16 protein-coding genes are annotated in these 17,793 nt (G+C 71.1%); 8 read left to right on the top strand and 8 right to left on the bottom strand.

Translation table 11 applies throughout. The annotated features are described in order from the left end of the window. Positions 1 to 99: 99 nt before the first annotated feature. Entirely contained in the window at positions 100 to 1,119 is a 1,020-nt protein-coding gene (locus tag J8I33_RS24110; RefSeq protein WP_050014328.1) for a sulfate ABC transporter substrate-binding protein, read from the bottom strand. A 451-nt stretch (positions 1,120 to 1,570) separates the two neighbouring features. Between J8I33_RS24110 and dapA the strand changes: the two genes are divergently transcribed. Beyond that, complete coding sequence (gene dapA / locus J8I33_RS24115; RefSeq protein ID WP_050014327.1) at positions 1,571 to 2,464, top strand: 4-hydroxy-tetrahydrodipicolinate synthase; 894 nt, start codon at positions 1,571 to 1,573, stop codon at positions 2,462 to 2,464. 3 nt (positions 2,465 to 2,467) lie between these two features. Here dapA and J8I33_RS24120 read toward each other — a convergent pair whose 3' ends face one another. Beyond that, positions 2,468 to 3,511 (bottom strand): LysR substrate-binding domain-containing protein, encoded by a 1,044-nt coding sequence (locus J8I33_RS24120; protein ID WP_209939188.1) that lies wholly within the window; start codon positions 3,509 to 3,511, stop codon positions 2,468 to 2,470. Positions 3,512 to 3,616: 105 nt separating this feature from the next. Here J8I33_RS24120 and J8I33_RS24125 point away from each other — a divergent pair, with 105 nt between their 5' ends. Next, positions 3,617 to 4,933: an MFS transporter gene (locus tag J8I33_RS24125; RefSeq protein ID WP_209939192.1), complete on the top strand. Its 1,317-nt coding sequence runs from the start codon at positions 3,617 to 3,619 to the stop codon at positions 4,931 to 4,933. A 55-nt stretch (positions 4,934 to 4,988) separates the two neighbouring features. Here J8I33_RS24125 and J8I33_RS24130 read toward each other — a convergent pair whose 3' ends face one another. Together J8I33_RS24130 and J8I33_RS24135 are read right to left on the bottom strand one after the other, a co-directional pair. After that, positions 4,989 to 7,190 carry a TonB-dependent siderophore receptor gene (locus J8I33_RS24130; protein WP_209939195.1) on the bottom strand — a complete coding sequence of 734 codons (2,202 nt, stop codon included), beginning with the start codon at positions 7,188 to 7,190 and terminating at the stop codon, positions 4,989 to 4,991. Between the two features lie 142 nt (positions 7,191 to 7,332). Then, complete coding sequence (locus tag J8I33_RS24135) at positions 7,333 to 7,971, bottom strand: glutathione S-transferase (RefSeq protein WP_124557506.1); 639 nt, start codon at positions 7,969 to 7,971, stop codon at positions 7,333 to 7,335. Positions 7,972 to 8,082: 111 nt separating this feature from the next. Here J8I33_RS24135 and J8I33_RS24140 point away from each other — a divergent pair, with 111 nt between their 5' ends. Further along, positions 8,083 to 9,000: a LysR substrate-binding domain-containing protein gene (locus J8I33_RS24140; RefSeq protein WP_209939197.1), complete on the top strand. Its 918-nt coding sequence runs from the start codon at positions 8,083 to 8,085 to the stop codon at positions 8,998 to 9,000. Positions 9,001 to 9,015: 15 nt separating this feature from the next. Here J8I33_RS24140 and J8I33_RS24145 read toward each other — a convergent pair whose 3' ends face one another. Genes J8I33_RS24145 through J8I33_RS24155 form a run of 3 tightly spaced genes read right to left on the bottom strand, consistent with a single transcriptional unit; the run spans position 9,016 to position 12,997 of the window. Then, positions 9,016 to 11,241: a xanthine dehydrogenase family protein molybdopterin-binding subunit gene (locus tag J8I33_RS24145; RefSeq protein WP_209939199.1), complete on the bottom strand. Its 2,226-nt coding sequence runs from the start codon at positions 11,239 to 11,241 to the stop codon at positions 9,016 to 9,018. Beyond that, positions 11,238 to 12,224, bottom strand: coding sequence for a xanthine dehydrogenase family protein subunit M (locus J8I33_RS24150; protein ID WP_209939202.1), 987 nt, complete (start codon positions 12,222 to 12,224; stop codon positions 11,238 to 11,240). Before J8I33_RS24150 ends, J8I33_RS24145 begins: the two co-directional genes overlap by 4 nt. A gap of 17 nt (positions 12,225 to 12,241) precedes the next feature. Then, positions 12,242 to 12,997, bottom strand: a complete 756-nt coding sequence (locus J8I33_RS24155; protein ID WP_050014319.1) for a 2Fe-2S iron-sulfur cluster-binding protein — start codon at positions 12,995 to 12,997, stop codon at positions 12,242 to 12,244. A gap of 554 nt (positions 12,998 to 13,551) precedes the next feature. Between J8I33_RS24155 and J8I33_RS24160 the strand changes: the two genes are divergently transcribed. Continuing rightward, positions 13,552 to 13,836 carry a hypothetical protein gene (locus tag J8I33_RS24160; protein ID WP_124557611.1) on the top strand — a complete coding sequence of 95 codons (285 nt, stop codon included), beginning with the start codon at positions 13,552 to 13,554 and terminating at the stop codon, positions 13,834 to 13,836. A gap of 267 nt (positions 13,837 to 14,103) precedes the next feature. On the opposite strand, the gene J8I33_RS24165 is transcribed toward J8I33_RS24160, so the two are convergent. Further along, complete coding sequence (locus J8I33_RS24165; RefSeq protein ID WP_209939208.1) at positions 14,104 to 14,727, bottom strand: alpha/beta hydrolase; 624 nt, start codon at positions 14,725 to 14,727, stop codon at positions 14,104 to 14,106. 342 nt (positions 14,728 to 15,069) lie between these two features. Between J8I33_RS24165 and J8I33_RS24170 the strand changes: the two genes are divergently transcribed. Genes J8I33_RS24170 through J8I33_RS24185 form a run of 4 tightly spaced genes read left to right on the top strand, consistent with a single transcriptional unit; the run spans position 15,070 to position 17,710 of the window. Then, the gene (locus J8I33_RS24170; RefSeq protein ID WP_209926723.1) at positions 15,070 to 16,011 is read left to right on the top strand and encodes a glyoxylate/hydroxypyruvate reductase A; all 942 of its coding nucleotides are present in this window, start codon (positions 15,070 to 15,072) and stop codon (positions 16,009 to 16,011) included. Positions 16,012 to 16,041: 30 nt separating this feature from the next. After that, a complete protein-coding gene (locus J8I33_RS24175) occupies positions 16,042 to 16,974 on the top strand; it encodes a hydroxymethylglutaryl-CoA lyase (protein WP_209939211.1) in 933 nt (310 codons plus the stop codon). A gap of 26 nt (positions 16,975 to 17,000) precedes the next feature. Continuing rightward, the gene (locus J8I33_RS24180; protein ID WP_089488878.1) at positions 17,001 to 17,507 is read left to right on the top strand and encodes a YbaK/EbsC family protein; all 507 of its coding nucleotides are present in this window, start codon (positions 17,001 to 17,003) and stop codon (positions 17,505 to 17,507) included. Further along, positions 17,504 to 17,710: a DUF1289 domain-containing protein gene (locus J8I33_RS24185; RefSeq protein ID WP_006477621.1), complete on the top strand. Its 207-nt coding sequence runs from the start codon at positions 17,504 to 17,506 to the stop codon at positions 17,708 to 17,710. The genes J8I33_RS24180 and J8I33_RS24185 overlap by 4 nt, the downstream gene beginning before the upstream one ends. Positions 17,711 to 17,793: the final 83 nt, after the last annotated feature.

Below are 17,793 nucleotides of genomic sequence, written 5' to 3' on the forward strand. Positions count from 1 at the left end.
GCTTCGGAACCGGAAGCCGCCGCGCAGCCGCAAAAAAAGCCGGCCGCACGAGCGGCCGGCTAAATCGTCATGCGGGGTCGCGCGTGGCGCGCGCCGCGATCACTTCCGGTCGACGATCACCTGGTCGAACGTGCCGCCGTCGGCGAAATGGGTCTTCTGCGCGTTCGCCCAGCTGCCGAAGACCTGCTCGACGCTGAACGTCTTCAGCGCCTTGAACTCGGCCGCATGCTTCTTCAGCACGGCCGCGTCGCGCGGGCGCAGATGGTGCTGCGCGATGATCTCCTGCGCTTCCGGCGTGTACAGGTAGTCGAGATACGCCTGCGCGACCTTGCGCGTGCCTTTCTTGTCGACCACCTTGTCGACGACCGCGACGGGCGGCTCCGCGAGGATGCTCGCCGACGGATACACGGCGTCGAACTGCGCGCCCGATGCGCCCGTGTCCATCAGCGCGACTTCGTTCTCGAACGTGACGAGCACGTCGCCGATGCCGCGCTGCGTGAACGTCGTCGTCGCGCCGCGGCCGCCCGAATCGAGCACCGGCACGTTGCGGAAGATCGCCTTCTCGAAGTCGAGCGCCTGCGGGTCGGTCGCGCCCTTCTGCTTCTGGAAGCCCCACGCGGCGAGATACGCATAGCGGCCGTTGCCCGACGTCTTCGGGTTCGCGATGATCACCTGCACGCCCGGCTTCGCGAGATCGCTCCAGTCCTTGATCGCCTTCGGGTTGCCCTTGCGCACCAGGAACACCATCGTCGTCGAGTACGGCGAGCTGTTGTCCGGGAAACGCGCGCGCCAGTCCTTCGGCAGCAGCTGGCCGCGCTCGGCGAGCAGGTCGATGTCGTTCGGCTGGTTCATCGTCACGACGTCGGCCTGCAGCCCCTGCAGTACCGACAGCGCCTGCGCGCTCGACGCGCCGTGCGACTGCTTGATCGTGACCGTCTCGCCGGTCTTCTGCTTGTAGGCCGCGGCAAAGCTCGCGTTGATGTCCTTGTACAGCTCGCGCGTCACGTCGTACGACACGTTCAGGATCGACGTGTCCGCGTGCGCGGCCGTCGCCGCCACGACCAGCGCCGCCGCCGCGCCCGTGTGCAGCCAGCGACCGATCCCCTTGATGCTTGCCATCGTGATATGCCCCGTTTCCAGTGGTGGTGAATGTGCGTGACCGCCCGCGTACGCGCTGTCATCGAAACGTAAGCGGGCATTCTAGCGGCCGGCCGCGGCGCGCCTTCCAATCAGTCGTGGAAAGCAAATCTCGAAACATGCTAAACGACGGCCGGGGCTCGCGCGCGCCGCCGCCCCGGTGTTAAGATCGCCGCTCAGCCCACTCACGGTTCATCCATGTCCGCTTTCCTGCGCTCGCCCTCGATCCTCGCCGCCGTCGCGGCAGGTGCGCGCGCGGCCGGGCTGAAACTGAAAAAACGACTCCTCGCCTGACGGGGACGTCGCGTCCCGTCAGGCGAATGCCGGACGGGATGCCCGCAGGTCGTTTCTTTCTCCTTGCTCGCACGCCTCGCTCCGGCACTCCGCCGGCGGAACGGTTCCTTCCCACTCCGTTTCCACCATGAGGCTTTGCATGAACACACGTTTCGAAGGTATCTGGCTGCCGATCATCACGCCGTTCCACCACGGCGAAGTCGACCATGCCGCGCTCGCGCGACTCGCGCGCCACTATGCGGCCGCAGGCATCGCGGGCTTCGTCGCGGGTGCGACGACCGGTGAAGGCGTGCTGCTCGACGCGCGCGAACAGGACGCGGTGTTCGCGACACTGCGCGACGCGGCGCCCGGGCTGCCGATCGTCGTCGGGCTGACCGCGAGCGCGACGCATTTCGCGGCCGCCCGCGCGCGCGAACTCGCGGCGTTGCGGCCCGACGGGCTGCTCGTCACGCCACCCGTCTACGTGCGGCCGACGCAGGACGGCATCCGCCGCCATGTCGAAGCGATCGTCGACGCGGCCGACCTGCCGGTGCTCGTCTACAACATCCCGTACCGCACCGGCGTGAACGTCGAACTGGACACGCTGCAGGCGCTCGCCCGCGATCCGCGCGTCGCGGGCATCAAGGAATGCGGCGGCACGCTCGACCGGATGAGCCGGCTGGTACACGACACGCCGCTCGCGATCCTGTCCGGCGACGACAACCAGAACTTCGCGGCGATGTGCGCGGGCGCGCACGGCGCGATCGCGAGCAGCGCGCACGTGCTGCCCGAATGGCATGTGCGGATTCACGCGTGGCTGCGCGACGGGCGGCTCGCCGACGCGCGGCGCCTGTCGGTCGCGCTGCAGCCGCTCGTCGCGGCGCTGTTCGCGGAACCGAACCCGGCGCCGGTGAAGGCCGTGCTCGCCGCGCAAGGATGGTGCGAGGACGGGTTGCGGCTGCCGTTCGTGCCGGCGAGCGACGCGTTGCGGGCGCGGTTGGAGAAGCTCTGTGCGGGGCTCGAGGCGATCGAGCCGGACGCCGCCGCGGCATAGGAATCACGCGGCAAGCGCCTGCTCCGTCGCTCCCCGCACCGCCTGCGTCACGATCCGCGCGAGCCGCTCGACCGTCGGCGTCGCCGACGACGTGCGTCGCAGCAGGATCAGCGGCAAGCTCGGCAGCGCCGGCAGCCCGCACGACGCCGCATCGAGCACGCGCACCGACGCGGGCAGCCCGTAATGCGTGCGCACCGTCAGCCCGAGGCCGGCCGCCGCGGCCGCCCATAGCCCGGCCAGGCTCGGTGTCGTGAACGCGACGCGCCACGGCACGCCCGCGCGGTCGAGCGCATCGGTCGCCGCGCCGAAGAACCGGCACGGCCGGTCGAACACGACGAGCGGCAACGGCTCGTCCGTCCCCCGCACCGCACGACCGCCCGCTTCGCCGACACCGCCCTCCCCACCCGCATCCCCGCCGCCATCCGGCATCCCGACACCCCCGCCCGCCACCGCGCCGATCCATTGCATCGGCACGTGCGCGATCGCTTCGCCGTCGATCCCCGCCCGCGACACGAGCGCCGCCGACGCCGGATCGCCCCACACGAGCGCCAGATCGAGCTGGTTCGCATCGAGCCGGTCGAGCAGGTCGGCATTGCGCGCCACGCGCGCCTCGATCTTCACCTTCGGATGCGCGCGCGCGAACCGCCCGAGCACGTCCGGCAGGATCGCCTCGCCGAAATCCTCCTGCAGCCCCACCCGTACCCAGCCGTCGAGCTTCACGCCGCGCACGGCCGCGGCCGCCTCGTCGTTCAGCTCGATCATCCGCCGCGCGTAGCGCAGCATCGCGTCGCCGGCGTCGGTCAGCGCGAGCCCGCGCCCGGCTTTCACGAACAGCGGCGTGCCGGCCTGCTCCTCGAGCTTGCGGATCTGCGCACTCACCGCCGACGACGAGCGCGCGACGCGGTCGGCCGCCTTCGCGAAACTGCCGAGATCCACGCCCGCGACGAGGCTGCGCAACGCCGCGACGTCGAAGTTGGGCCGCGCCAGCGCCGCGTCGGCGCCCGCGAGCGGCTCGCCGCCGTCGCGCGCAATGTCGTGTTCGGGCATCTCAATCATCCTGATTTATCGAACGATTCATCAAAAACTTTCCGATTTTCAGGATGAATGTAGGCCGCCAGACTGTGGACGTCAACTTCGAATCGGGCCTCCGTCATGGATACCTCGTGCATCGCTTCCCCCTCTTCGACTGCCCGCGACGTGCGCGGGCCGGCCCATCGCTGGCGCGTGCTGGGCGCCGGCGTCGCCGCGAACCTGAGCTTTTCGGCTGCCGCGGCCGGCATTCCGACCACGGCCGTCTGGATGCGCTCGGCCTACCACCTCGACAACGGCGCACTCGGCCTCGTGCTTGGCGCGCTCGGCTTCGGCGTCGCGCTGTCCGAGCTGCCGTGGGGCATCGCCGCCGACCGCTTCGGCGACCGCCGCGTGCTGCTGACCGGGCTCGTCGCGACGGCCGCGATGCTCGCGCTGATGATGTGCACGATCGCCCCGACCGCGCACGCGGTGCCGCCGCTGATGCGGGTCGTCGCGGCCATGGGCTGCGTCGGGCTGCTCGGCGGCAGCGTGAACGGGTCGAGCGGGCGCGCGGTGATGCGCTGGTTCGGCGAGCGCGAACGCGGGCTCGCGATGAGTATCCGCCAGACGGCCGTGCCGCTCGGCGGCGGCCTCGGTGCGGGGCTGCTGCCGTCGCTCGCGTCGCATGCCGGCTTCGCCGCGGTGTTCGGTGCGCTGATGCTGCTGTGCGCGGGATCGGCGGCGCTCACCTGGCGCTGGCTGCACGAGCCGCCCGCGGAGCCGGCCGCGGCGCGCGTCGCCACGTCCCTAGCCACGTCCCTAGCCACGTCCCTAGCCACGTCCCTAGCCACGCCGCTCGCCGTGCCACAGCCGCAGCCCGCCGGCCACGCGCGCAACCCGCTCGCGAGCGGCCCGGTGTGGCGCATCGTGCTCGGCATCGGCCTGCTGTGCGCGCCGCAGTTCGCGGTGCTCACGTTCGCGACGGTGTTCTTGCACGACTTCGGCCGGCTCGGCCTCGCCGGCATCAGCACGGCGATGGTCGCACTGCAGCTCGGCGCGATGGTGATGCGCGTCTGGAGCGGCCGCCATACCGACCGGCACGGCAACCGGCGCGCGTACCTGCGCGGTTCCGTGTTCGTCGCGGCCGGGTCGTTCACGTTGCTCGCGGCCGCGACGGCCGGCAGCCCGCATGTGCCGCTCGCCGCGATCGTCGCGATTCTCGTGTTCGCCGGCGTGTGCGTGTCGGCATGGCACGGTGTCGCGTACACCGAGCTCGCGACGCTCGCGGGTGCGAACCACGCGGGCACCGCGCTCGGGATGGCCAACACGGTCGTCTACCTCGGCCTGTTCGCGACGCCGCTCGCGATTCCGCCGCTGCTCGCCGCGACTTCTTGGAGCGTGGTGTGGCTCGCCGCGGCGTTGATCGCCGCCGCGACCTACCCGCTGTTCGCGCGCTGACGGGCGCGCGCGGCGGCCGACGGCGTCGAGCGGCGGCCGCCGTCGCGCGGTGCGGTCAGAACTTGTACACGGCCGACAGCATCGCCGAACGGCCGTCGCCGAACTCGACCGCCGATGACCGCGATTCGCTGCCCGACACCTGCCGCACGCGTTCGACGTACGCGCGATCGAACAGATTGTCGACGTTCAGCTGGATGCGCAGCCGGCGGCTCACGTCGTAGCTCGCCATCAGGTTGTGCACCCAGTACGCGCCGAGCTTGCCGTCGCCCTGCGACGTCACGTTGCGCCGACCGACGAAGTGCGAACCGTAGCCGAGCGTCCAGCCCGCCGGCAACCGATAGGTCGTCCACACGTTGAACGCGTGCCGCGGCGTGTTGCCGAGCGCCTGCCCGTCGCGCCGCGGCGACGACGGCGAGCTGAGCGTCACGCTCGCGAGGTACGTGTAGTTCGCGAACACGTCCCAGCGCGGCGTCACCTTGCCGGCGGCGCCGAGCTCGACCCCGCGCACGCGTTGCCGGCCCACGAGCGCATAGCTGCCGTCGGCCATTCGTTCGCGCGCGTTCTTCTTTTCGGTCTGGAACAGCGCGCCGTTCAGCGCGATGCCCGCGAGCCCCTCCCATTTCGCACCGAGTTCGAAGCTCTCGTTTTTCTCGGGCGCGAGCGCGCCGGTCGCCGCGCTCACGCCGGAGCCGGTGGTCACGAGGAATTCGGCGGACGGGTTGAACGACGTCCCGTACGCGAAATACGCGCGACCGTTGTCGGTCGGCTTGAACACGAGCCCCGCGCGCGTGCTCAGATGCCGATCGGCCGTATCCGCGCGCTCGGTGGGCTTGCCGGCCGCGGTGCCTTCCGACCGGCCGTCGATCCAGTCGTGCCGCAGCCCGACGTCGATGTCCCAGTAGCGGCCCACCGAGATCGTGTCGAACGCGTACAGCGCCTTCACGACCAGCGCTGTGTCGTTGCGCGCGCTGTCCTGGCGCTGCGCCGGGCCGCGCCACACGCCGGGCGGCGCGGCGAGCGCGAAGCCGTCGGCCGGGTAGAAGCGGTTGAGCCCGTACGAATAGGTCGTGCGGCCGTACGTCTCGCGCGAGATCTCGAAGCCCGTGACCAGCGTATGCCCGATGCCGAACGTCGAGAACGCGCTGGTGACGTTCGTCTGGTTCGCCCACATCGCGGTCGACGCATCGCGGCCATAGCCCTGCGGCCCGGCCGGCTTGTAGCGCCCCGGCGGCAGGCCCTGCAGGTTCACGTGCGACGCCGAAATCACCGTGTCGCGATTCAGGTGCGCATAGCGGCCCAGGTTCTGCACCTTCAGGCCGGACGACACGTCGTGTTCGGCCTTCACGGTGAACGTATCCGACGTGATGCGTTCGCGGTCGAGATTGCGCCAGCCGAAATAGCGGTCGCGCGACACGCCGGCCAGCACCTGGCCGTTGTGCGCCGGCAGCCCGTAGTCGGGCAGGTTGTTGTCGTACTGGTGGAAATAGCCGAGCGTGACGCGGGTCGGCGTGCCGAGACCGAACGCGAGCGACGGCGCGATGCCCCAACGCCGCTTGCGGATGTCGTCGCGGCCGGGCACGTCGTTGACGTGCGCCATCGCATTCAGGCGGAACGCCGCGCGGCCGTCGGTGCCGGCCAGCGGCCGGTTCGCATCGAGCGTCACGCGGCGGTAGTCCGACGTGCCGAGCATCGTGCCGGCCTCGGTGAACGCGCCGGCCTTCGGTGTCTTGCTGACCAGGTTCACCGAGCCGCCCGTCGTGCCCGCGCCGCCGAACACCGAATTCGGCCCCTTGATCACCTCGACCGCCTCGACGTTGAACAGGTCGCTGCGATTGTTCTGCGCGCTGTCGCGCAGCCCGTCGAGCTGCAGGTTCGCGTTCGCGCCGAAACCACGGATATTGAACATATCGCCCGACCCGCCGCCGCCCTCGCCGGCGTTGAACGTGATGCCCGCGACGTTCGACAGCGCCTCGCGCAAGCTCAGCGCCTGCTGTTCGTCGAGCACCGCGCGCGGCACGACGGTGATCGTCTGCGGCACGTCGAGCAGCGGCGTCGCATATTTGGCGGAACCCGACCGGTCGACGCGCGACCCGGCGTCGCGCGCGCCGTGCACGACGATCGGGTCCAGGTGCGGCGCGCGGCGCGGCTCGCCTTCCTCCGCGCAGGCCGGCGCGGCCGCACAGGTCATCATCGCGAACGCGACGGATGCGGTCGCGCGGCGCGGCGGCGTCGCGCTCGACCGGATACAACGGCTCATGTTCACTCCATTCCATTGATGAGAATGATTCTCATTCAATAGAATTGGGCGCGACATGACAATTGGACACGTCCGAACTTCGCGGTCCGAACGAACCGCCGCACGGAACGGCCGCGCCGCCGGCTGCCCGCGCGCCGCCGTGTCAAACCGCCTCGCGCGCCAGCGCACGCCGCGCGGCCGGCCGTTCGGCCTCGCGCTGTGCATGCACGGTCCATGCGGGATGCCGCGTCATGTCGAGCCCGATCGCGACGCCCCAGCGATACAGCACGAGCAGGAACGGATCGACGATCGAATGCGCACCCGGCTCGGCCCACGTGCGGCCGTCGGCCAGCAGAGCTTCGATCGACGCGTTCGCGGCGTCGATCGTGCTGCGTCCGTGCGCGCTGACCGCGCCGTGCAGCGCCGGATCGTCGATGAAGCGACCGGGCCGCCACAGCGCGCCGTAGCCGACGCCGTGCACCCAGCCGACCAGCCAGGCGAGCCATTCGTGGCACCGCGCCTCGCGCAGCGGATCGCCGAGCGGCAGCAATTGCGCGTCCGGATAGCGGCGTGCGAGATACGTGAGGATCGCCGGCGTTTCGGTCAGCACGCGCGGCTCGCCCGGAATCGCGAGCACGGGTACGCGCGCCTTCGGGTTGATCGCGAGATAGCGCGCGTCGAGGTTCTGCCGCTCCTTCACCGAGACGATTTCGACGTCGAACGGCGCGCCGGTTTCCTCCAGCGCGATGTGGGCGGCGAGCGAGCAGGCGCCCGGCGAAAGATAGAGACGATAGGCGTTCATGGCGGCTTGGCGTGACGGGCTGTGGAAGACGGAACCGAGTGTAGGAACGCATGCCGATACGCGACAAACGATGAATTGTCGTGCTCGGACATTAGTGTTACTAATACCTGCATGCGACGCATCCACCTTCCTCCGCTGCAGACGCTGCGCGCGTTCGAAGCCGCCGTGCGGCTGCAGAGCTTCACGCGCGCGGCCGACGAGCTCGCGCTCACGCAAGGCGCGGTCAGCCAGCACATCCGCGCGCTCGAGGCGCAGCTCGGCTATCCGCTGTTCACGCGCGAACGCAACGGCGCGACGCCGACGCATGCCGCGCACGCGCTCGCATTGCAGGTGCGCCAGGGCCTGAGCGTGCTCGACCGCGCGTCCGAGCCGACGCTGGCGGTGCGCCGCCCGCGCACCTGCGACGTGACGCTGAACGTGAGCGTGCTGCCGAGCGTCGCCGAGCGCTGGCTCGCACCGCGCCTGCCGCGCTTCTCGGCCGCGCATCCGCACATCTCGATCGTGCTGCATCCGAACGTCGCGCTCGCGCCGCTGCGCAAGCGCGACCGCATCGACGTCGCGCTGCGCTACGGGCCCGGCACGTGGCCCGGCGTCGTCGCCGAGAAGCTGATGAACGAGACGATCTTTCCGGTCGCGAGCCCCGCGTACCGCAATCGCGACGGCGTCGTCCCGCGCACGCCGGCCGACCTCGTGCGCGCGACGCTGCTGCGCCATCCCGCGCAGCCGTGGGAACCGTGGCTCCAGGCCGCGCGGCTCGACCTCACCGAATCCGCACGCGCACCGCGCTTCACCGATACGAACGCGCTGATCGACGCCGCGCTGCAAGGCCGCGGCGTCGCCCTCGCGCGCCGCTCGCTGATCGAGCCCGAACTCGCTGACGGCACGCTCGTGCGCGTGTCGACGGTGCGCATCGCCGACGTGTACGCGCACTACGTCGTGTGGCGCCCCGACCATCCTCGGGAAGCGGCGATCCGCACGTGGCTCGACTGGCTGCGCGGCGAAGTGCGGCGCAGGACGCCGCGGCGCTGACGCCGACGCCGACGCTCACGCGCGCATCGGCATCGCCACCTTGTCGAGCGTGATCGGCAGATCGCGCACCCGCACGCCGGTCGCGTGATAGACCGCATTGGCGATCGCGGCCGGCACGCCGGTGATGCCGATCTCGCCGATGCCGCGAATGCCGAGCGGATTGAAATGCGTGTCGTTTTCGTCGACGAAACTCACGTCGAGCTCGCCGATGTCCGCGTTCACGGGCACGTGATATTCGGCGAGATTCGCGTTCGTGAAGCGGCCATGCCGCACGTCGAGATGCGAACCCTCCTCGAGCGCGGTGCCGAGCCCCCACACCATCCCGCCGGTCAACTGGCTGCGTGCCGTTTTCGCGTTGAGCAGGCGGCCGACGCTGTAGACGCCGACGATGCGCGGTACGCGAATCGTGCCGAGTTCGGCGTCGACGTGCACTTCGGCAAACACCGCGCCGAACGAATGGGATGCATAACGCGACTTCTCGTCGCCCGGCTTCGTCGTCGCCTGCGCGTCGATCGGCCGGCCGCCCGCACGCGCGATCACCGCCGCGGCCGGATCGCGCCGCGACGGCTCGCCGCGATGCACGACCCAGCCGTTGTCGACCGTCACGTCATCGGCCGCGGCGCCGTGCAGCGGCGACCCGGGATCGGCGATCGCCAGCGCGATCAGCTTCGCGCGCGCCTGCAGCGCGGCCTCGCGCACGGCGGGCGCCACGCTCGCCGCCGACTGCGAGCCGCCCGATACCGGCGCGCGCGGCAGGCTCGAATCGCCGAGCGCGAAGCGCACGTTCTGCGGCGCGAAACCGAGCGCATCGGCCGCGACCTGCGTCATCACCGTATAGGTGCCGGTGCCGATGTCCTGCGTGCCCGACGCGACCTCGGCCGTGCCGTCCGGCAGGATGCGCGCCCGCGCCGACGCTTCGCTGCGGTTCGCCGGATACGTGGCGGCCGCCATCCCGAGGCCGATCAGCGTGTCGCCGTCGCGCAGCGTGCGCGGCGCGCCGGTGCGGCGCGACCAGCCGAAGCGCCGCGCGCCGACCTCGTAGCATTCGCGCAGCTTGTTGCTCGACCACGGCTTGCCGTCCTGCGGATCGACTTCCGCGTAATTCGCGAGCCGCAGCGCAACCGGGTCCATGCCGAGTTGCCACGCGAGCTCGTCCATCGCCGATTCGAGCGCGAACGAGCCCGACGCCTCGCCGGGCGCGCGCATGAACGTCGGCGTGCCGACGTTCAGCGGCACGATCCGGTGCGTGGTCGCGTGGTTCGGCACCGCGTACATGATCCGCGACGGCATCCCGCACATTTCCATCCAGTCCTCGAACGTCGACGTGGTGGCGATCGTGTCGTGGCGCATCGCCGTCAACGTGCCGTCCTGGCGGGCGGCCAGCACGATGCGCTGTTCGGTGAACGGCCGCCCGCCGACCGAGCCGAACATCTGCGGCCGCGTCAATGCGAGGCGAACCGGGCGCCCGACCTGCTTCGCGGCCATCGCGCACAACGACACGTGCGACCACGACGAGCCCTTGCAGCCGAAGCCGCCGCCGAGAAACGGCGAAATCACGCGCACGTGTTCCGGTGCGATGCCGAACACGGCGGCCACCGCCGTGCTCGCGCCCGACACGCCCTGCGTCGCGTCGTGCAGCGTGAGCGTCGGGCCGTCCCAGCGCGCCATCGTCGCGTGCGGCTCGATCGGGTTGTGGTGCTGCATCGGCGTCGTATAGGTCGCGTCGATGCGCACCGCGCCTTCGCGCAGGCCTGCATCGACGTCCCCGCGCTGCGTATCCATCGCGCGGCCCTGCTGCTTCGGCGGCATGCGCGCGCCGCGCTTCGCGTGCGCGAAATCCGCGACGGCATCGGTCGCGCGATAGCGCACCTGCACGGCATGGGCGGCGTCGGTCGCCTGCTCGAGCGTTTCGGCGACGACGACCGCGACGGGTTCGTTGCTGTAGCGCACCGTGTCGTCCTGCAGCAACGTGAGGCGGCGCCCGGCCGGCGGCGACAGCGGCGGCCGGCCGCCGTTGGGCAGCCGCATCGCGTTCTCGTGCGTGATCACGATCAGCACGCCCGGCATCGCGCGGGCGCGCGCCGCATCGATCGACTCGATCCTGCCGGATGCGATCGTGCTCGTGACGAGCACCGCGTGCGCGAGCCGCGTATCGGAGAATTCGGCCGCGTAGTGCGCGCCGCCCGTCACCTTCAGTACACCGTCGACACGGTCGAGCGGTTGTCCCGTCATCGTGTTCATGCGGCACCTCCCGTCATGGCGGCTGCCGTTTCGACCGCACGGACGATCGCCCGCTGCGCGAGCGCGACCTTGAAGCCATTGCCGTCGAGCGGACGCGCATCGCGCAATGCCAGCGCGGCCGCCTCGCGCAGCGTCGCGTCGGTCGGCGTGCGGCCAACGAGATGCGCTTCCGCTTCCGTTGCACGCAACGGCTTGTGCGCGACGCCGCCGAGCGCGATCCGCGCGTCGGCGACGCGCGGGCCGTCCATCCGCAGGGCGGCCGCGACCGACACCAGCGCGAACGCGTAGCTCGCGCGATCGCGCACCTTCAGATAGTGCGCATGGTCGGCAAAGCGCGGCGGCGGCAAGTCCACCGCGGTGATCAGCTCGCCCGGTTCGAGCGTCGTGTCGAGATCGGGACGATCGCCCGGCAAGCGGTGAAACGAGGCGATCGGAATCTGCCGTGCACCGCGCGGGCCGCTCACCTGCACGACCGCATCGAGCGCGGCGAGCGCGACGCTCATGTCCGACGGGTTCACCGCCACGCACTGCGGGCTCGCACCGAGGATCGCGTGCATCCGGTTGTGGCCGCCGATCGCCGCGCAGCCGCTGCCCGGCTCGCGCTTGTTGCATTGCGCGAACGCGGGGTCGTAGAAATACGGGCAGCGCGTGCGCTGCATCAGGTTGCCGCCGACGGTCGCCATGTTGCGCAATTGCGCGGACGCGCCAGCGAGCAGCGGATAGTCGGCGCGCACGCGCGGATGATCGGCCGCATCGCTGTTGCGCACGAGCGCACCGATGCGCACGCCGCCGCCGGGCAGCGCATCGACCGTATCGAGGCCCGCGATCCGCGTGATGTCGATGAGCGTGACGGGCCGCGCGACACCGCCCTTCATCAGGTCCAGCAGGTTCGTGCCGCCGCCGATGAAGGCCGCGCCGGGCCGCTGCGCCGCGCGCACGGCGCCGGCGACGTCGGTCGCGCGTTCGTAGGAGATTGCTTCCATTGCGGTGCCCTCCCCGCCTAGCCGTGCGCCGCATGCGCGGCGCGCACGGCGGCGACGATGTTCGGGTACGCGCCGCAGCGGCACAGGTTGCCGCTCATGCGCTCGCGGATCTCGTCGTCCGACAACTGCGCGGGACGGCGCCGCACGTCGTCGGTGGCGGCGCTCCCGGCCCCCGCCGCGAACTCGTCGAGCAGCGCGGTCGCCGAGCAGAGCTGGCCGGACGTGCAGTAGCCGCACTGGAACGCATCGCATTCGACGAACGCACGCTGCACCGGGCTCAACACGCCGCCGCGCGCCAGCCCTTCGACGGTCGTGATCCGCTCGCCCTCGTGCATCACCGCGAGCGTCAGGCACGCGTTGATGCGCCGGCCGTCGACGAGCACCGTGCACGCGCCGCACTGCCCGCGATCGCAGCCCTTCTTCGTACCCGTGAGGCCCGCGTATTCGCGCAGTGCGTCGAGCAGCGTGACGCGCGGTTCGAGCTGCAGCGTGTATGCGCGCCCGTTGATGTCGAGATGCACGGGCCGCGCCGGCACCGTATCGCGGCGGGGCGCGGCCGGCGTGGACGCCGCGTGCGGCGACTGCGGATGAACGTGCGATGCGGCGCTGACGGTCGCGGCAGCCGCCGCGGATTGCAGGAAACGGCGCCGCGCGGCGCTGGACGGCGTATCGTGCGGCAACGGCAGCGGCGCTGAACGGCCGGGCCCGAGCGGCGACGGGGCAGCGTCGCGCGCCGGTTCGGCGGACGGAGAATCGGATCGATCGCTGGACATGGCTTCTGCTCGCTCCGTGGTTGATGGACGCGGGTGTGCGCCGCATGCCCGGATGGCAGCGCGGTCGGCACGCGCATCGGCAACGAGCAATTCGGGTGCCGCGAAACTGCGGGGGGCCGCATACAGGTGCAGCGCCGGCCATCGTGCGCGGCGCGCACCGGGCGGTAGACGGACCGAGTTGGCGGCGAGAACGCTTCCATGACGCCACGCTGGCGCGCGGCTGGCCGTTCGCTGACGAAGCGGCAATAACGCCCGATTTTTGGGCGCGGCCGGCCGCGGATCGGTCGCAAGTTGCCGATCGCGTTTGCGATGCCGCGCATGGCGCCCGCGTCGCCGTGGCCGGGTCGCGGCGTGGCGCGCCGTGTAAATGCGCGCAGCATCCGCCTCTGCTGGAAAATTCCGCCATGCGTGCCGGTGGATCGCCGCGACGGCATTCGGTCAGCCGGACGAAACCATTTCGCGATCGCGCCGGAATCGCAAACGATTCACCGAAACGTCGCATCGCGCCCGCATACTCGAAAACGTTTCCCGATCAGCCTGCCAGGAGAGAAGTCATGCGTCGCGTTTCCGTCGCCGTCGTTCTGTGTACCGCCGTGTTCGTCGCCGCGTGCAGCGACGACGCACCGCACGACGCCCACGCGACCGACACCGTGCCGCAGGCCGGCGCATCGAGCGGCGCCGCCAGCGCGTTCAACAGCGACGCGACCGCGAATACCGCCGCATCCGAGGCCGCGCCGCTCGCGCCGCCCGTCGTGCATTACCCGCCCGATGACGACGACGATGCGAAGCCGACTGCGAACGCAGCCGCTTCAAGCGCCGCCGCGTCGTCGCCGGGCTGATCCCGCTGCCACGTGATAGGAGTCGGTACTGTTCAGGCAGCGCAGTGGGCGCGCGCGTCGAGCCGCCACTGACATGACGTAACGGTCGGCGACGGCGCGAACGGCACGGTGTCGCGCCGCTTCGCGGGCCACGTCGGGCACGGCCGGCCGAGCGATTCGGACCCGGCCGCGGCCGTCAGGGCCATGAGGCCCGCCTGCGCATGGCAAGCGCGACGGCCCGCCCTACCGCGACAGCCACCGCGCGGCATGCGCCGCGCGACCGGCCCGTCAGACCGCGTGCGCGAGCGCGCGATCGACGAGCGCGGCCTCGAAGCCGTCGTCCGCGTCGCGAAAACGCAGCGGCGCCGCGCAATGCACCAGCGTGTCGATGAAGTATTTCGCGCGCGGCCACGGCCCGTAGCCGGCCGCCGTGTTGATGTGCCCGGCATCGCCGAGGTTCACGAACGCGCTACCCAGGCGCTGCGCGAGCGTGCGCGCATCGCCGAGCGGCATCCACGGATCGGTCTCGCTGCCGATCACGATCGACGGCACCGCGAGCCGGCGTGCGTCGAACGGCCCGGCAAACGTGAATTTCTTCGGGCTCGCCGGCGCGACGAACAGCACGCCCGCGACATCGCCGACGTGCGGCCACTGCGCGAGCGCATGCGCGGCCGCGAGGCAGCCGAAGCTGTGCGCGGCGAGCACGAACGGGCCGCGCTCGCGATCGAGCAGCGCGCGCACCGATTGCGCCCAGCCGGCGAGATCGGGCGCATCCCAGTCGTGCTGCTCGACCCGCAACGCGCGCGGGAACTGCCGCTCGAGCCAGGTCTGCCAGTGGGCGCCTTCGCTGCCGTGCAGGCCCGGGACGGTGACGAGCCGCGGCGGCCACGCCGATTTGCTGCATGCGCGCATGATTGCCCTCGCTTGCTTGAAGACGAGGTTCGATTGTGGCGTCGCGTACGCGGCGGCCGAACCAATATTTTGTGCTTTGCTTTTGCGCGGCGCGGTGACCGGCGGCCCGGCGACCGCGTGACGGCGGCCCGCGTCGGCCGTACGCCCCGCGCAGCGGCGCAATGTGCGGCGAAACCGTAGAATGTGGGCTTCCCGTCAGCGTCACACGGAACCGTCCCCGCGCCGACGCGCCGGGCCGGCCGTCAGGAGTCGTCCAATGTCCGCTACGTCCGCCGGCGCGCCGCGCCCGGCTTCGCTCGCCGTTCCCGTGACGCGCCTCGCCGGCGCGCGCGCCGTCACGCAATGAAGATCCTGTTCCATTCACCGCATCAGGAAGCCGGCGCATGGCGCGACGAGATCGCGCGGGCGCTGCCGGAAGCCGAACTGCGCGCGTGGCAGCCGGGCGATACGGCCGCCGCCGACTACGCGCTCGTGTGGCGCGCACCGCGCGAGTTCTTCGCGCCGCGCGACGGCCTGCGCGCGATCTTCAACCTCGGCGCGGGCGTCGATGCGCTGCTCGCGCTCGACCGCGCGCATCCGGGCACGCTGCCCGCACACGTGCCGCTGGTGCGGCTCGAGGATTCGGGCATGGCGCAGCAGATGGTCGAATACGTGACGCACGCGGTGCTGCGCTACCTGCGCCGCTTCGACGAATACGACCTGCAACAGCGCGAACGCCGCTGGCAGCCGCTCGAACCGCATGCGCGCGCGCGCTTCACCGTCGCGGTCCTCGGCCTCGGCGTGCTCGGCGCCGAGGTCGCCCGCGCGCTCGCCGCGCTCGGCCTGCCGGTGCGCGGCTACAGCCGCAGTGCGAAGCAGCTCGACGGCATCGCGACCTTCGCCGGCGACGGCGCGTTCGACGCGTGCATCGACGGCGCGAAGGTGCTCGTCAACCTGCTGCCGAGCACGCGCGACACCGACGGCATCCTGTCGGCGCGCGCGTTCGCGCGGCTCGCGCGCGGCGCGTACGTCGTCAACGTCGCGCGCGGCGCGCATCTCGTCGAAGCCGACCTGCTCGACGCGCTCGCGAGCGGCCAGGTCGCCGCGGCCACGCTCGACGTGTTCCAGCACGAACCGCTGCCTGACGACCATCCGTTCTGGCGCGCGCCGCGCATCACGATCACGCCGCACAGCTCGGCCGAGACGCTGCGCGCGGAAGCCGTCGAGCAGATCGCCGGCAAGATCCGCGCGCTCGAGCGCGGCGCGCCCGTCAGCGGGATCGTCGACTACGCACGCGGCTACTGAATTCCGCCCTACACGAAACCGGAGACAACCATGACGTTCCCCACCGCCGTCAAGATCGTCGAAGTCGGCCCGCGCGACGGCCTGCAGAACGAGAAGACCTTCGTGCCCACCGACGTGAAGATCGCGCTCGTCGACCGGCTGTCGCGCGCCGGCTTCCGCAACGTCGAGGCCGCGTCGTTCGTGTCGCCGAAATGGGTGCCGCAGATGGCCGACGGCGCCGACGTGATGGCCGGCATCGAGCGCCGCGCGGGCACCGTGTACTCGGTGCTCACGCCGAACCTGAAGGGCTTCGAGCATGCGGTCGCCGCGCGCGCCGACGAAGTCGTGATCTTCGGCGCGGCGAGCGAAGCGTTCTCGCAGCGGAACATCAACTGCAGCATCGCCGAGAGCATCGCGCGCTTCGAGCCCGTTGCGAAGGCCGCGAAGGACGCGGGCCTGCGACTGCGCGGCAGCGTGTCGTGCGCGCTCGGCTGCCCGTATCAAGGCGAGGTGCCGGTCGCGTCGGTCGTCGACGTCGTCGAACGCTTCGCCGCGCTCGGCTGCGACGAGATCGACATCGCCGACACGATCGGCGTCGGCACGCCGAAGCGCACGCGCGAGGTGCTCTCCGCGGTCACGCGCGTGTTCCCGCGTGAACGGCTGTCGGGCCATTTCCACGACACCTACGGCCAGGCGCTCGCGAACATCTACGCGGCGCTGTTCGAAGGGATCGAGATCTTCCACGCGTCGGTCGCGGGCCTCGGCGGCTGCCCGTACGCGAAGGGTGCGACCGGCAACGTCGCGACCGAGGACGTGCTGTACCTGATGCAAGGCCTCGGCATCGAGACCGGCATCGATCTCGCGCAGGTCGTCGCGGCCGGCAACTTCATCTCGAACGCGATCGGCCGCGCGAACGTGTCGCGCGCCGGTCGTGCACTGCTTGCCAGGGCGCAGGGCGCGGCCGACGCCGCGAACTGCGTCTGATCACGCCCTCCCACGGACGCCTCCCCATGACGACACCCGCTTCATTCGATTCCCTCCCCGATTCCGCGCGACGCGTCGCGCTGCTGCTGCGCGAGCGCGGCCATGCGAAAGGCATCGTGATGCTCGCCGAAACCGGCAAGACGTCGGCCGAGGCCGCGGCCGGGCTCGGCTGCTCGGTCGCGCAGATCGCGAAGTCGATCCTGTTTCGCCGGCAGGCCGACGGCGCGCCCGTGCTGGTCGTCGCGAGCGGCGTGAACCGCGTCGATGAAAAGAAGGTCGCCGCGCAGGTCGGCCCGGTCGGCCGCGCGGACGCGAAGTTCGTGCGCGACAACACCGGCTATGCGATCGGCGGCGTCTGCCCGATCGGCCATCTGGTCGAACCCGTCACGCTGATCGACGCCGACCTGCTCGCGCTCGACAGCCTGTGGGCCGCTGCCGGCCATCCGCACGCGGTGTTCAACCTGTCGCCGCACGAACTCGTGTCGCTGACGGGCGCGCCGGTCGCGGACGTCGCGTTGCGGGAGCCCGCATGAGCGACGTGACGATGCCGGTCGCCACGGTCGCGTCGCCGTGCACCGACGTCTGCCGGATCGATCCGCGCACCGACTGGTGCGCGGGCTGCCTGCGCACGCGCGGCGAGATCAAGGGATGGCGTGAGTCGGACGACGACGCGCGGCGCGCGCTGCTTGCGCGGCTGGATGCGCGGCGGCGGCTGATCGCGGGCAGCGAGACATAAAAAAAAGGTTCATCGCGGGAAACCGTGGAGCGTTTGAGGGGGATTGCGTAATCTGACGCCTGACTTTAAAGACGTCAGGAGGA

The sequence above is a fragment of the Burkholderia sp. AcTa6-5 genome (genome assembly GCF_017815075.1).
Classification (GTDB): domain Bacteria; phylum Pseudomonadota; class Gammaproteobacteria; order Burkholderiales; family Burkholderiaceae; genus Burkholderia; species Burkholderia sola.

What these genes read in the sequence shown, in the direction of transcription:
- J8I33_RS24165 (WP_209939208.1), bottom strand. Translation starts at nt 14,727, where the DNA reads ATGCGCGCATGCAGCAAATCGGCGTGGCCGCCGCGGCTCGTCACCGTC.
- J8I33_RS24135 (WP_124557506.1), bottom strand. Translation starts at nt 7,971, where the DNA reads ATGAACGCCTATCGTCTCTATCTTTCGCCGGGCGCCTGCTCGCTCGCC.
- J8I33_RS24140 (WP_209939197.1), top strand. Translation starts at nt 8,083, where the DNA reads ATGCGACGCATCCACCTTCCTCCGCTGCAGACGCTGCGCGCGTTCGAA.
- J8I33_RS24145 (WP_209939199.1), bottom strand. Translation starts at nt 11,241, where the DNA reads ATGAACACGATGACGGGACAACCGCTCGACCGTGTCGACGGTGTACTG.
- J8I33_RS24160 (WP_124557611.1), top strand. Translation starts at nt 13,552, where the DNA reads ATGCGTCGCGTTTCCGTCGCCGTCGTTCTGTGTACCGCCGTGTTCGTC.
- J8I33_RS24185 (WP_006477621.1), top strand. Translation starts at nt 17,504, where the DNA reads ATGAGCGACGTGACGATGCCGGTCGCCACGGTCGCGTCGCCGTGCACC.
- J8I33_RS24130 (WP_209939195.1), bottom strand. Translation starts at nt 7,190, where the DNA reads ATGAGCCGTTGTATCCGGTCGAGCGCGACGCCGCCGCGCCGCGCGACC.
- J8I33_RS24175 (WP_209939211.1), top strand. Translation starts at nt 16,042, where the DNA reads ATGACGTTCCCCACCGCCGTCAAGATCGTCGAAGTCGGCCCGCGCGAC.
- J8I33_RS24150 (WP_209939202.1), bottom strand. Translation starts at nt 12,224, where the DNA reads ATGGAAGCAATCTCCTACGAACGCGCGACCGACGTCGCCGGCGCCGTG.
- J8I33_RS24155 (WP_050014319.1), bottom strand. Translation starts at nt 12,997, where the DNA reads ATGTCCAGCGATCGATCCGATTCTCCGTCCGCCGAACCGGCGCGCGAC.
- J8I33_RS24125 (WP_209939192.1), top strand. Translation starts at nt 3,617, where the DNA reads ATGGATACCTCGTGCATCGCTTCCCCCTCTTCGACTGCCCGCGACGTG.
- J8I33_RS24110 (WP_050014328.1), bottom strand. Translation starts at nt 1,119, where the DNA reads ATGGCAAGCATCAAGGGGATCGGTCGCTGGCTGCACACGGGCGCGGCG.
- J8I33_RS24120 (WP_209939188.1), bottom strand. Translation starts at nt 3,511, where the DNA reads ATGCCCGAACACGACATTGCGCGCGACGGCGGCGAGCCGCTCGCGGGC.
- J8I33_RS24180 (WP_089488878.1), top strand. Translation starts at nt 17,001, where the DNA reads ATGACGACACCCGCTTCATTCGATTCCCTCCCCGATTCCGCGCGACGC.
- J8I33_RS24170 (WP_209926723.1), top strand. Translation starts at nt 15,070, where the DNA reads ATGAAGATCCTGTTCCATTCACCGCATCAGGAAGCCGGCGCATGGCGC.
- dapA (WP_050014327.1), top strand. Translation starts at nt 1,571, where the DNA reads ATGAACACACGTTTCGAAGGTATCTGGCTGCCGATCATCACGCCGTTC.